Origin of the sequence: Bradyrhizobium sp. F1.4.3 (assembly GCF_040548375.1) — a bacterium.
In the GTDB taxonomy this organism is placed as follows: Bacteria; Pseudomonadota; Alphaproteobacteria; order Rhizobiales; family Xanthobacteraceae; genus Bradyrhizobium.
In genome coordinates this window covers 135222-148053 of the sequence record NZ_JBEPRN010000001.1, presented here as the reverse complement: position 1 = coordinate 148053, position 12832 = coordinate 135222, and the positions used below count along the sequence as shown (strand labels likewise).

At 64.0% G+C, this 12832-nt stretch carries 10 protein-coding genes; 3 read left to right on the top strand and 7 right to left on the bottom strand.

What is annotated here, in order from left to right; translation table 11 throughout:
* Positions 1–272: 272 nt before the first annotated feature.
* Positions 273–1508 (top strand): M24 family metallopeptidase, encoded by a 1236-nt coding sequence (locus ABIB73_RS00830; RefSeq protein ID WP_354220488.1) that lies wholly within the window; start codon positions 273–275, stop codon positions 1506–1508.
* Here the strand turns inward: ABIB73_RS00830 and ABIB73_RS00825 are convergent.
* The gene (locus tag ABIB73_RS00825) at positions 1465–2292 is read right to left on the bottom strand and encodes a hypothetical protein (protein ID WP_354220486.1); all 828 of its coding nucleotides are present in this window, start codon (positions 2290–2292) and stop codon (positions 1465–1467) included. The two genes, ABIB73_RS00830 and ABIB73_RS00825, sit on opposite strands and share 44 nt — an antisense overlap.
* A 226-nt stretch (positions 2293–2518) precedes the next feature.
* Between ABIB73_RS00825 and ABIB73_RS00820 the strand changes: the two genes are divergently transcribed.
* Positions 2519–3076: a helix-turn-helix domain-containing protein gene (locus ABIB73_RS00820; RefSeq protein WP_354220484.1), complete on the top strand. Its 558-nt coding sequence runs from the start codon at positions 2519–2521 to the stop codon at positions 3074–3076.
* 416 nt (positions 3077–3492) lie between these two features.
* On the opposite strand, the gene ABIB73_RS00815 is transcribed toward ABIB73_RS00820, so the two are convergent.
* The 3 genes from ABIB73_RS00815 to ABIB73_RS00805 all read right to left on the bottom strand — a co-directional run bounded on the left by ABIB73_RS00815 (position 3493) and on the right by ABIB73_RS00805 (position 8104).
* Positions 3493–4815 (bottom strand): adenylate/guanylate cyclase domain-containing protein, encoded by a 1323-nt coding sequence (locus tag ABIB73_RS00815; protein WP_354220482.1) that lies wholly within the window; start codon positions 4813–4815, stop codon positions 3493–3495.
* Positions 4816–4894: 79 nt separating this feature from the next.
* Positions 4895–6892 (bottom strand): primary-amine oxidase, encoded by a 1998-nt coding sequence (locus ABIB73_RS00810; RefSeq protein ID WP_354220480.1) that lies wholly within the window; start codon positions 6890–6892, stop codon positions 4895–4897.
* A gap of 15 nt (positions 6893–6907) precedes the next feature.
* On the bottom strand, positions 6908–8104 hold the full coding sequence (locus ABIB73_RS00805; RefSeq protein ID WP_354222505.1) for a serine hydrolase domain-containing protein: 1197 nt from the start codon (positions 8102–8104) through the stop codon (positions 6908–6910).
* 182 nt (positions 8105–8286) lie between these two features.
* On the opposite strand from ABIB73_RS00805, the gene ABIB73_RS00800 reads away from it, so the two are divergent.
* On the top strand, positions 8287–9276 hold the full coding sequence (locus tag ABIB73_RS00800) for a helix-turn-helix domain-containing protein (protein ID WP_354220478.1): 990 nt from the start codon (positions 8287–8289) through the stop codon (positions 9274–9276).
* 6 nt (positions 9277–9282) lie between these two features.
* On the opposite strand, the gene ABIB73_RS00795 is transcribed toward ABIB73_RS00800, so the two are convergent.
* The 3 genes from ABIB73_RS00795 to ABIB73_RS00785 form a co-directional block, all read right to left on the bottom strand.
* Positions 9283–9948: a methionine ABC transporter permease gene (locus tag ABIB73_RS00795; protein ID WP_354220476.1), complete on the bottom strand. Its 666-nt coding sequence runs from the start codon at positions 9946–9948 to the stop codon at positions 9283–9285.
* Positions 9938–11068, bottom strand: a complete 1131-nt coding sequence (locus ABIB73_RS00790) for a methionine ABC transporter ATP-binding protein (protein ID WP_502918380.1) — start codon at positions 11066–11068, stop codon at positions 9938–9940. Before ABIB73_RS00790 ends, ABIB73_RS00795 begins: the two co-directional genes overlap by 11 nt.
* A 236-nt stretch (positions 11069–11304) precedes the next feature.
* The gene (locus ABIB73_RS00785) at positions 11305–12777 is read right to left on the bottom strand and encodes a DASS family sodium-coupled anion symporter (RefSeq protein ID WP_354220472.1); all 1473 of its coding nucleotides are present in this window, start codon (positions 12775–12777) and stop codon (positions 11305–11307) included.
* Positions 12778–12832 lie beyond the last annotated feature (55 nt).

Below are 12832 nucleotides of genomic sequence, written 5' to 3'. Positions count from 1 at the left end.
TGGACGCGTCAACAGTGCCAAAATGGAGTTTCAGAAATGACGGCAGTGCCAAATTTGGGTCTTGAGTGCCAAAATCTGCTAACTGCGCGAAAAAAAGATTGAACACACTCAGGCACATAGCGTGTGGATAAATCGGCTCCAGTGCCAAAATCTAACGCGGATTACATCCGAGGCTACCAACAACCCCGCTCCCGGCTCAGAATAGCGCGCCAAAGAGTGCGCCAGACAACGCCACGGCGATTGAACGCCGCGCCGCCATTGGGAGGCTCGTCATGCAGGAGAACGTCGCCCGCGCCAGCGGCTCTCGCGCCATTCCGTTCGATGCGGCCAAGCTCGATCGTCTGATGGAGGCAGCCGGCCTCGACGTCCTGATCGCCACGTCGAAGCACAATGTGCAGTACCTGCTGGGCGCCGAGCGCGCGATCTTCTTCGACTACATGGACGCCATGGGCGTCAGCCGCTATCTGCCGGTTCTGGTCTATCCCAAGGGCGCGCCCGAGAAGTCGGTCTATATCGGCCACCGGCTGGAAACCCATCAGCGCGCCGTGGCGCCGCCCTGGGTGACGCAGGTCCGGACCGAGTCCAACGGTTCGGTCGACGCCATCACACGGGCTGTCGCAGCCTTGAAGGATGCCGGCGTGCCGATGAAGCGGATCGGGGTCGAGATGGCGTTCCTGCCGATGGACGCAGGACGCGCACTTGCCGACGCCCTGCCCGGCACCGAGCTCAAGGACGCGTTGCTGGTGCTGGAGCGGTTGCGTGCGGTCAAGTCGGCGGATGAACTGGGGCAGCTCAAGACAGCCTCGGAGCTCGTGATCGCATCGATGCTGGAGGTGATCGGCAAGCACGGCCCGGGCACGACCAAGCAGCAATTGTCGGATGCGTTGCGCGTTGCCGAAGCCAACCGCGGGCTGACCTTCGAATACTGCCTGCTCGCCTGCGGCAGCAGCCACAACCGGGCGCCGTCGTCGCAGCGCTGGGAGCAAGGCGACGTGCTGTCGCTCGACTCCGGCGGCAATTATCACGGCTATATCGGCGACCTCGCGCGCATGGCCGTGCTGGGCGAGCCGGACGCTGAGCTGAAGGATTGTCTCGCCGAGATCGAGGCGGTCCAGCGCGCCGCCTTCGCCGCAGTCCGGCCGGGCGCCATGGGCGGCGACATCTACGTCGCGGCCGAGCGGCAGCTTGCCCAGATCAGCCAGCGCAACTGCACCGACTTCCTCGCCCACGGCATGGGCCTGGTCAGCCACGAGGCCCCTCGCCTGACCGCCAAGGGTCCGGTTCCCTACGACGACACCGACGCCCGCCTGCCGCTCGAGCCCGGCATGGTGGTGTCGATCGAGACCACGATGAAGCATCCGAAGCGCGGCTTCATCAAGCTCGAGGACACTGTTGTGGTGACGCCGACGGGTTACGAGATTTTTGGTGAAGGCGGGCGCGGTTGGAATCGCGGTGGAGCGCGTCTTAGTGCAGCGGCAGCAAGTCCAGCTGGCTCTGCGCCTTCTTGACGGCCGTTGCGTACCAGCTCTGGCCCGGCGCTTCCTTGGCGAAACACGCTGTGTACGCGTCCATCGCCTGGTCTTCGCGGGTCATGTCGCCCCGCGGGTCCTTCTTGTTGACCGGCTTGGCCACCATCTGCTTCCACACGCGCTCGCAGGTTGGAATCTCAGCCGTCTTCACGGCGTCGCTCACGGCGACGAAGAAGACCTTGTCGCCCTGGATCGCGACGACGTCGATTTCATGCGGCGGCCCCTTCAGATCGCCATTGCCGCGAACGCCGAGCACGGCGACCGCGACGCTCGCCACGGCGGGCTTGGTGATCGGCAGCTCCGCGTATTTGGCGAAGGCGGAGTCCTGGATCGCCTGATAGTAGAAGCGGTCCGACTTGAACGCGGCGCCGATCTCCTGCGGCATGCCGACCTCGCGCTGCTCGCCAAGCCAGTGCTTGAGCAGCGCGGTCGTGGTCACCACGGCTTGAAGCTTGTCGCCTTCCGAAGCGAAACCGAGTCCGTCGAGATGGCCGAAGCCTGAGTCCCCCTTGTACAGCGTGTCCACATTGGATTTCCCCTCCGTGGGCAGCCCCTTGATAGTGATCGGCCCGACCAGGCTGCGCAACAAGCCGGTCATCTCCGCAAGCGCGGCGTCGTGCTGCTTGTAAGTCTCGTCGTTTTCTGGAGCCTTCGAGAACTTTGCGATATAGCGGTCGCGCAGGTCGAGGTAGTGCTGGTCGGACGAGGCCGCGTGTGCGGGCGTGGCGACCACGAGCAGACAGAGCAAGGCAAGCGATCTCATTGCAATTTCCGAACGACTGGGCGATCTCCAGTCTTTGTGGCGGTGCCGGGTGGGAAGGTTCATGCGGCCGGGGAGCGCGGAGAACGAATCCTTCACCATGCCCTCGGGGTTCGATTGAGCCCAGGGAACCCCAGAGCTAAAATCGGCTGCGGATTCTTCGTTGATTTTGCGGAACGGCCGCAACGTTCTGCGCCAGCGCGTGCTGGGCATCCGGGGTTCGATGGACATGGACGAATTGCGCGCCGCGACCAGACAATCCACGGCGAGGACCGGAATCATCGCGTTTGACGGCGCCAGGGGCACCGTGAGCATCCCGTGCACGATCTGCGACGTTTCCGGCACGGGAGCACGACTGAAGCTCGACTGGTCGCTGTCGTTTCCGAAAGAGGCCACGCTGATCTTTGCCGACGGGCTGCGAAAGGCCTGTCGTGTTGCATGGCAGAAGCGGCGGCTGCTCGGCGTCGCGTTCGCGGATGGAGTCGCGAGCCCGAACGAACAGGCCCTCATGATGACCGAAGAGGAGCAACTTCTGCACCGGCGCCATATTGGCGCGCAGGTGAGAGGCGCCCGCGAGGCGCGCGGCTATACCGAGAGCCAGATTGCGAACCTCTTGAACGTCTCGCCCGAGTTTGTGTCACGTGCCGAGCGCGGCGAGACGAGCATCCCCCTCCATCAGCTCACACATATTGCTGATCTCTTGCTGGTCGACCTCGACAGGCTCATTGCTGGCCCGGCGTCGATCGGACTGCCGCACGAGAGTGACGTCGAATTGGTGGCTCAGTAAAGGTCGCCTTGTAGCCCATCCTTCGAGACGCCCGCCTACGGCGGGCCCTCAGGATGAGGTCACGTTTTGCGGCGAAATATCAGACCCTCATGATGAGGAGCCGCCAGAGCGGGTGTCTCGAACCATGCGGGCCAAGCAGCGGGAAACGCCATCGCCCTGCTGTAGAGCCCGTGTCAGTGTCGGCGCGGGAGATGATTGCATGGCGGAGCCCGGCTTCGGCCGGTTCATGAAGGACCACAGGGAGTTTTTCGACGCGCTGGACCTACGCCGTGAGGCCGGCCCATGTCGAGCATGGACCGTTCTTCACCCGCGACGGCTGCCTGATGATCGAGTTTCTCTACCGCCCGCCGGCGGTGTAGCGGCGGCGCGGAGCGTCAACTTCGTTGTTGGCGTGGCTAGGGCTCCGGCGGTCAGCATTACAGGCTGGCCGCGAAGATATCCCATCGGCCCGGAAGGCCCTTGAATTCGTGCGAGCCACGATCGGCGAAGCTCAAACCCGCACCGGCCACCAGATCGGTTACCACCCTTGAGACGAGAACCTCGTCAGCGTTCGAATGCCCCATGACTCGCGCCGCGGCGTGCACGGCAATCCCGCCGATGTCGCGGCCTCTTATCTCGATCTCACCGGTGTGAAGACCCGCTCGCACTGCCAACCCCAGTTGCTTCGAAGAGGCGCTGAAAGCAAGCGCGCAACGAACGGCGCGACCGGGACCGTCGAATGTCGCCAGGATGCCATCACCGGTGCTTTTTATGAACGTACCGCGATGCTGCCGGACGACTTCTTTCGCCAACTGATCGTGCCGGTCCAGAACCTGTCTCCATTTCAGGTCTCCCATATCGGCGGCATTGCGCGTGGAGTCGACGATATCAGTGAAAAGCACCGTCGCGAGAACGCGCTCATTTTCGCTCGACAAGCTTTCGCGGCTGCCCGTGATGAACTCTTCGATGTCTCCCAGCAGAGTCTTGACGTCACCATAGCCGAGGATGTGATCGCCATCCGGGTACTCGAGATATTTAGCGCCAGGAATTTGCCTGGCGAGATCTCGACCAGCCTGAACCGGAATCAAGGTGTCTGTCACGCGGTGAAGGACCAATGTCGGTACTCGCACTGCCGACAATATGGATTCGACATCGATAGCGGCGTTCAGCAAGGAAAAGGACTTGAACGCCCCTGGGCTGGCAGACAGCCTTTCAAACTTGGCAAATTGCCTCACGGCGTCCGGATTATGTGCCTGGCTAGGATTGATCAGATTGATCAACTTGCCCGTCCCCCACGCCTTTGCCCGTTCAGACACGATTGCCGCGTAGTTACCGACCTTTTGGGCGGGAGAACTCGCAAAGCCGGCGTACAGGATGAGATGAGACACACGATCGGGGTATGTCGCAGCAAATAAAATGCTCATTGCCGAACCTTCAGAAATGCCCATAAGGGCCGCGCGTGGCGAGCCGATCTCATCCATGACGGCTCGGACGTCATCCATTCGCTGCTCGAGCGAGGGAGCGTCCGACATTCTGTCGGACAGGCCCTGGCCTCGCTTGTCAAAGGTGACGACACGGGCGAAATGAGCCAGGCGCCGCAACGAGGCAGTGTATCCCGGGCCTTCGTGCATGAACTCGACGTGAGACACCATGCCGGGCACGATGATGAGATCGATCGGTCCTTCACCGATCGTTTGATATGCGATGTTCAGTTCGCCGCTTAGCGCGTAGCGGGTCACAGGCAATTCGAAATCGCTCATCGGACGCCCCTCCACGATTGCCGTGGATGGTGCGCCCCTGCCCTCGCTCGAGCAAGCCCTTACCGCGCGGTCCGAAGGCCTAGCTCTTGTGGCAGCACGACCCGCCGCTCGCGCCCTTCGCATCGCCGGCCAGCACGCTGCGGCTGTTGCGATCCGGCGGGATGTCGCCGGCCGCATTGGCCGCGAAGAAGCCGGTCGGCTTCAGCACGAAGCCGGCATATTCGACCGGCATGATCGGAAAGTCCTCGGGCTTGCAGACATGGGTATGGCCGAAGGAGTGCCACACCACGATGTCGGCGTTCTCGATATTGCGGTTTTGGGCTGCGTAGCGCGGCAGGCCGTCGCCGCCGGCATGGACGTTGGGATAGTCGCCGCTGGCGTATTTCTCGTCCTTGTCGAACGCGGTCACCCAGACATGCTTCGTCGCAAAGCCGCCGCGCTTGCGTACGTAGCTGCCCTCCTGCGCCAGCATCAGCGGGCTCGGATTGACGACGAGCTTGTAGGCCGGCGCATTGCCGACGGAGTTGGTCCGGTTGGGATTGCTGATCTTCCAGAACCGGCCGGTCTCGCCATTGGCGATCGCGGCCGCGTCGCGCTCGCGTGACAGCACGCGCGTCGTGGTGTCGAACACGTTGCCATGGGGATTGTCGTGCCCCCAGGGCCGCGGCACGAAATCATGCTCGGTAACGGTGTTGCCGCCGCCGTCGATATCCATGTGCAGGCGCACGTTGAAGAAGTGCTGGTGCGTCGGGCCACCCAGATTGTCGTCGACCATGCCGCCCCATCTATATTTCTCGCCGGGCTGTACGGCGGCGGTCTGGATGATGCCGGTGAGCTTGGTCTCGAGCTGGATCGTGCCGTCCTGATATAGGTACCAGTAGAAGCCGTAATCGTAATTGCCGACGGTGGCGAAGAACGAGATGACGAGCCGCCGCGAGCGGCGGACCTCGAACAGGCCGTTGCGAAATTCGTAGTGCTTCCAGGCAATTCCGTAATCTTCTTCATGCATGCAGATGGCGTTCTGCATGACGAAGGGCTCGCCCTTGTTGTCGGCGGCCGGGACGTCGAAATAGTGGATGTTGCCGAGGCAGTCGCAGCCGAGCGCGAGCGCGTTCGCAAGCATGCCGAGGCCGTATTCGCCGGCGTCGAACGCCGACTTCCAGAAGTGGTTGGCGGTCGGATCGGCGTAGGGCACGACCATCTCGGTGACGCTGGCGCGATGGATCAGGGAACGGTTGCACTCGCCGTCCTGATAGCTGAGCTGATGCAACACCAGGCCCTCACGCGGCGTGAAGCCGATGCGAAAGCTCCATTTCTGCCAGTCGACCTTCCAGCCATCCACGCGAAAACTCGCGCCTTCGGGCTGCTCGATATGCAGCGGCTTGATGTCGGTGCGCGGGTTGGTGATCTCGTGAGCGCCGTAGTTCCGCCTCTTGCGCGGGATCGGCACGATCGGGTCCTCGTCGGTGAGATCAATCACCCTGCCCCCGATCAGGTCGACCACCGCAACCACGCCCTCGATCGGATGGGCATAGCCGTTGTCCTGGAGGTGCTCGCGAAAATAACTCACGGCACGCACGATGCGGGCGCCGCGCTCGAATTCCATGTCGAAGAAGCCCGAGGAGAACGGATCGACCTGGACCAGCTCGATATCGTCATCGGTCAGCCCACGACGATGCATCGCGGCGCGCCAGCCGGGATCGGCCTTGACCACGGCCTCGCACTTGAAGAATTCCTCCAGCATCACCGAAGGCTGCCCATAGGGGGCCTCACGATTCGGCAAGAGCTTGCGGTCGACGATCTCGCCACGTCCGAGATCGACGATGTGCTCGATAGCCTCGCCCGTCGTCACGTCGAGCGTCAGCACGAAGGCGCGGCGCGGCAGCCCTGCCCCATCCGCCAGCTCCTGCTTGGTCGGCTCTTCCAGCCGCACCGTCGGGAAGCGGCAATTCTCCGGCGAAGTCGCTGCGGCGCGCGCCAGAGCGCAGGCCGCTGTGATCTCCTCGGCCGTTAGCGGATCGAGCGGATGCGGTGCCGTGCCTTGCGTCGGCGATTTCGTGGTGACAGTGTCGAGCATGATGATGTCCTGATGTCAGCGCGGAGCGAGATGCGCCGTGATGGCGCCGAAGGCTCCGAGCCAACGGAGGTCGAGCGGCACGTCCATCGCCTTCGGCTGCGTCGCGAGCTTGACGATGACGGTGTCGGAGGCCGGGTCGACATGGAGCAACTGGCCGTGAATGCCGATCGCGGTGAGAGCGTTGCTTGACGGATCGATCGTGAACCATTTGCTGCGGTAGCGCGCGCCCGGGAAGAACTCGGCGAGGTCGCCATCGGCCCAGGCCTGGGGATCGCCATTCTCGTGGATGTCGTCGATCCACCAGCCGGGCACCACCTGCCGTCCCCCGACCACGCCGCGGCAGCGGATCATCTCGCCGAAACGCAGGAGATCGCGCGCAGTGACCGAAAGGCCGCCTGCAATGCGCCCCATGCCGTGGCTGTCGAGCGTGAGCGAGCCGTCCTCCTCCGCGCCCATCGGCTGCCAGAGATATTCGGACAGGATGCGCGGATAGGGCATGCCGCAGGCGCGCTCATAGACCCAGCCGAGCACCTCGGTATTGGTCGAGACGTAATGGAACACCTTGCCGTGCGGCTTGCCGGTGCCGCGCAGCGTGGTGAGATAGGCGCGCTGATGACCGGGCTCGACGCCGGGCGGCGGCACGTCCCAGCCTGAGGAGAAGCGGTAGCGCGCGACGTCGCCGGCCGGATCCTCGTAGTCCTCCTCGAACTTGATGGCGACCGCCATGTCGAGAACGTTGCGGACGGTGCAGCTGCCGTAGACCGATGTCTCGAGCTCGGGCACGTAGCGCACCACCCTCGCCTCCGGATCGACCAGCCCACGCCCGGCCAGCACGCCGCCGAGCGTGCCGGCGACCGCCTTGCTGATCGAGCAGATCAGATGCGGCGTGGTCACGCTCATGCCGTCGCCATACCATTCGTGGATCAGCGTGCCCCGGTGCATGACAAGGAGCGTATCGGCAAAGGTCTCACGCAGCGTCGCCTCGATCGTGGTCGGCTTGCCATCGGGTGCGGTGAAGCCGAGCTTTGAAAGCTCGCGCGGCGCGCTTCGCATCGGCGTCGGATGCGCCGAACGGCGAACCTCCGCTGTCGGCAGTACTTCGCGGGTGTGGGTAAAGCCCCAGCGGATGGCTGGAAAACTGCGCCAGTTGGCGCGGGTCACCTGGGCCTCGGACGCGGGCGGGCTGCCGCGCATGATCTCGGTCGGTCGCATCTCGATCCTCCGCAGGGCCATCCCGACTCCGATGTCGGGACCGGCAAGGCTGCAACACTGCGCCTTGGTCCCGTTCAGGCGTTATCGAGATCCGGCAATATTTTGCTGGACACGCGCACGGGGCGTGCCAGTCTTGGCGCGGTTCTTGCTAGCTGCCGGCTAGTAAATTTCGACGTGCTGTCATGGCCTTAAACGCAACTCTTCCGATTCAAGACTCGGTTGCCAGCCTGTTCCAGGCGCGCAGCACGGACGTCGATGAGCATTGCGCCGGCCTCGGCCGCTGGCGGCTCAGCTACGACCAGATCAGCGCGGGCGCATTCCAGGGCAGTTTTACCCAACTCTCTTTGCCCCGGCTCGAAGTGTTCCGCGAGATCACCAGCCAGCAGGTCCGCCAATACGGCCAGCTTGGCGCCGGAAGTTTTGGCATTGGCCTGCCCTGGCACGGCGACGGCGAGGTCAATTGCAACGGCGCCAGCGTCGCAGGCGCCAAGGTCATCGCCTGCATCGACGCCGAGGTCGACATGTGCACGCCGAAGGCCTTCGAGTTTCGCGGCGTCGTCACCAGCGCGGCGCTGATCGAGGAGCTGGCTGCACATCTCGACATCGAGTTGCCGCGCGCGGTCTGGCATCAGCTGCGGGTGATCGAGATGGCGGAGGCGCCGGTCGCGCGGTTGCGCGCCCATCTTGCCGCGGTCCACAAGACCGTCACGACCGCTCCTGAAGCGTTCGACGATCCGGCGGCGCGGCAGGCGCTGGAAGACGCCCTCCTCTTCGAGATCATGGACATGTTGCCGACCGCCCGCCCCAACGATCCCGGGCGAAGCGCGACGGCGCGCAAGCGGACCGTGGACCGCGCGCGCGAGCTGATGCATGGCAGCGGTGACCGCTCGCTATCGCTTTTGGAAGTCTGCAAGGCGGTCGGCGCGAGCCCGCGCAAGCTCGGCTATTGCTTCCAGGAGGTCGTGGGCACGAGCCCGATGCATTATTGGCGCGCGATGCGGCTGAACCGCGTGCGGCGTGACCTCAAGCACGCCGGCGGCGGCGAGACCTCCGTCTACGACGTCGCCGTACAGCACGGCTTCTGGCACTTCAGCCAGTTCTCGCTCGACTACAAGCGCCACTTCTCCGAGCTGCCCTCGGAGACGCTGCGGCGCGCGAGGCTTGCAGCCTGACGTGTGTCAGCGCTGCCGCAGCCGGCGGTTGACCCGGCGTGCGAGATAGTCGCCCGCGCTCTGGACGAGCTGCACCAGCGCGATCAGCACGACGACAACAGCGAGCATCATCTCCGGCATGAAGCGCTGGTAGCCGTAGCGGATGCCGAGATCGCCGAGCCCGCCGCCGCCGACCGCGCCGACCATGGCGGAGTAGCCGAGCAGGCTGACCACCGCGAGCGTAAGCGCCAGCAACAGGCCAGGCAGCGCCTCGGGGATCAGCACCTTGAACACGATCTGGATGGGTGAAGCGCCGAAAGAGGACGCGGTCTCGATCAGGCCGCCATCGACCTCGCGGATCGCAGCTTCGACGAGGCGCGCGATGAACGGCGCCGACGCGATCGTCAGCGGCACGATCGCCGCGGTCGATCCGATCGAGGTGCCGGCCACGAGCCGGGTGAACGGGATGATGGCCACGACCAGGATGATGAAGGGTGTCGAGCGTGTCGCGTTGACGATGATGCCGAGCACACCATTGACCGCAGGGGCCGCGAACAGCTCCCCTTTGCGGCTGGTTGCGAGAAAGACGCCGATCGGCAGGCCGAAGGCGGTGCCGATCAGCGCCGCGACTCCGACCATGAACAGGCTTTCGCCGGTGGCCTGGACGATCAGGTTGATGAGTTCAGGCGACATAGCCGAGACGCTCCGCCGAGAATTGATATTGAGAGAGCCAGGCGAGTGTGCGCGTCGCCGCGTCTTCGCCGCAAGAAATGCTAAGAGGAATGCCGAGCACCAGCGAGCCCACCTGCTGGCCGCCGATTTCGTCGATGCGGGCCGACAACAGCGACACGTCGAGGCCGAGTTCACGCGCGAGCCGCGCGACCAGCGTGTCGCCGGCCCCCGCTCCGCGCACCTGGACGCGGATCACGGCGTGGCTGCCCGCAACCTGCTCCTGCAAGATCCGGCTTGCCAGCGAGACCGGCAGGCTGTCGCCGGTCACTTCGGCCAGAAAGGACTGCGTGATCGGATGTTTTGGATGGGTGAAGATGTCGGCGACATGGCCGCTCTCGACGACATGGCCAGCATCAAGCACCACGACTTCCCTGGCGAGCTGACGCACCACAGACATTTCGTGGGTGATCAGCACGATGGTCACGCCAAGCTCGCGGTTGATGTTGGCCAACAGATCGAGGATCGCGCGGGTCGTCTGGGGATCGAGTGCGGAAGTCGCCTCGTCCGACAGCAGCACGCTCGGCCGGGTCGCGAGCGCACGGGCAATACCCACGCGCTGCTTCTGGCCGCCGGAGAGCTCTGACGGATAGCGGTCGTGCTTGTCGGCGATGCCGACGAGGGCGAGCAGCTCGGCGACGCGAGCCTTGATGTCGGTCTTGGACCAGCCGGCGATTTCCAGCGGCAGCGCGATGTTGTCGGCCGCCGTGCGCGACGACAGCAGGTTGAAGTGCTGGAAGATCATGCCGATCGACCGCTGCGCCAGCCGCAGCTCGCGGCCGGTCAGCGCGGAGATATCGCTGTTATCGACGATGACGCGGCCCGTGGTCGGCTTCTCCAGCCCATTGATCAGCCGGACCAGGCTGGACTTGCCGGCACCGGAGCGGCCGATCACCCCCGTGATCGAGCCGCGCGCAATCGCGAAGTCGATCCCTTCGAGCGCATCGACGCCCGGCTTGCCGCGATAGGCCGGATAGGTTTTCGAGATGCCCTCGAAACGGACCATCGCGTCCGGCTCAGCCGCGGCGGGCGAGTTTCGGGTCTCGATGGGATCTCCGACCACCAGCGATGGGTGTGCGTTCATGGAAGCTGCTTTCATGCACGATATTTAGCTCGCCCGCCCGAAAGGCGCACGAGAACCAGGTCGCATCAGCGACGGGAGTTGAAACAGCGGCAGGAACCCGTGGGCAACGCTGCACTGCACCATGCACCATCGCCCTTTCAGGTCTGTCCCGCAATTTCAGAAATTTGCGGAGAGATGGACGAAATTTTCACAATCCCTCCCCGGAGAAGAAAATTCATCTGCCGGCGTAGCCAGGCTCAGCGGACCATCTGCAACCACGGCATCACGATCACCAGCAGCCCGGCGAAATAGATCAGCCCGAAGATCAGGCCAAAGCCCCAGAACTGTCCCTTCCCGATATAGCCGCTGCCGAAATACATCGGCGCAGGTCCGGTCGCATAGGGCGAGATCACGCCCATCAGGCCGAGCGAATACATGCAGAGCATGGCGAGCGTCGTGACCGGCAGGTCGGGGATGCCGGAGCCGACTGCGAGCACCACCGGCAGCACGGCGGCCGCATGCGAGGTGATGCTCGAGAAGAAATAGTGGATCCAGAAGAACAGCGCGACCAGCAGGATCATCGCGGTCGACGGCGACAGCCCCACGAGCGGTTTTGCGAATTCGTTCGCAAACCATTTGATGAATCCGATCTCGTTCAATCCCGAGGCCAGCGTCAACAGCGAGGTGAAATAGAAGAACACCTCCCAGGCGCTTTTCTCGCTGACGATGTCGGCAAACTCGATCACGCCCGTGACCAGCATCAGCGAGATCACGATGAAGACGACGGTGGTGGCATTGACGAAGTTCGAGCCGAGCAGCGGCACACGGATGTCCGGGCTCGAGCCCGCGATCCACAGGAACATCGCGAGGATGATCAAGGCCAGCATGATCCACTCGTTGCGCGACATCGGGCCCATCTCCGCGAGCTCCTTCGCCGCCCATTCGGAGATCTCCGGGCTGTGCTTCACCTCCGGCCGGCAGATCGCGTAGCTGAGCAACGGAACGAGGATCATGAGGAGGATGCCGAGCGGTGCGAAGCCGACGAACCACTGGCCCCAGCTCACATCGACGCCGACCGTCTTCTTGGCGATCGCAAGAGCCGCCGCGTTCGGTGCAAGCGCGGTGAAGAACAGCGAACTCGTGATCGCGGTTGCCGCGAAGGCGGTCCACATCACATAGGTGCCGATCTTGCCCGCGGTCGGTCCGGGCTCGGAGCCATAGATGCGCGGGATGTTGCTGATGATGGGATAGACGATGCCGCCGCTGCGCGCGGTGTTGGACGGTGTTGCCGGCGCCAGCAGGAAGTCCGACATCGCGACCGCATAGCCGAGGCCGAGAGTGTTGGTGCCCAGGCGCCGTACCAGCACCAGCGCAATGCGCCGGCCGAGCTGGCTCTTGCGATAGCCGATCGAGAACACGAAGGCGCCGACGATCAGCCAGACCGTGCTCTCGGCAAAGCCCGCCAGCATCCAGCGCAGCGATTTGCCGGGATCCGGATCGATATAGCCGCCGACGCCCGCGACAGTGAGCCCGATCAGGCCGACCGCGCCGACCGGCATCGATTCCAGAATGAGGCCGGTGATGACCGCGGCGAAGACGGCAAAATAGTGCCACTGGTTGACGTTGAGCCCTGATGGCACCGGCCACAAATAGATCACGAGCCACACCACGAGCGGCGCGATCAGCTTCCAGCGAAACCCTTTCGCCGCAGGCGCCTGCGAACCAGCCATGACCCCTCCCCTTCATTTTCGTCGCATTTTGCCGGCCCGTTGGCCGAGCCGCTTT

Coding starts and splice junctions, on each gene's coding strand:
- ABIB73_RS00830 (WP_354220488.1), top strand. CDS start 273: ATGCAGGAGAACGTCGCCCGCGCCAGCGGCTCTCGCGCCATTCCGTTC.
- ABIB73_RS00825 (WP_354220486.1), bottom strand. CDS start 2,292: ATGAGATCGCTTGCCTTGCTCTGTCTGCTCGTGGTCGCCACGCCCGCA.
- ABIB73_RS00820 (WP_354220484.1), top strand. CDS start 2,519: ATGGACGAATTGCGCGCCGCGACCAGACAATCCACGGCGAGGACCGGA.
- ABIB73_RS00815 (WP_354220482.1), bottom strand. CDS start 4,815: ATGAGCGATTTCGAATTGCCTGTGACCCGCTACGCGCTAAGCGGCGAA.
- ABIB73_RS00810 (WP_354220480.1), bottom strand. CDS start 6,892: ATGCTCGACACTGTCACCACGAAATCGCCGACGCAAGGCACGGCACCG.
- ABIB73_RS00805 (WP_354222505.1), bottom strand. CDS start 8,104: ATGCGACCGACCGAGATCATGCGCGGCAGCCCGCCCGCGTCCGAGGCC.
- ABIB73_RS00800 (WP_354220478.1), top strand. CDS start 8,287: ATGGCCTTAAACGCAACTCTTCCGATTCAAGACTCGGTTGCCAGCCTG.
- ABIB73_RS00795 (WP_354220476.1), bottom strand. CDS start 9,948: ATGTCGCCTGAACTCATCAACCTGATCGTCCAGGCCACCGGCGAAAGC.
- ABIB73_RS00790 (WP_502918380.1), bottom strand. CDS start 11,068: ATGAACGCACACCCATCGCTGGTGGTCGGAGATCCCATCGAGACCCGA.
- ABIB73_RS00785 (WP_354220472.1), bottom strand. CDS start 12,777: ATGGCTGGTTCGCAGGCGCCTGCGGCGAAAGGGTTTCGCTGGAAGCTG.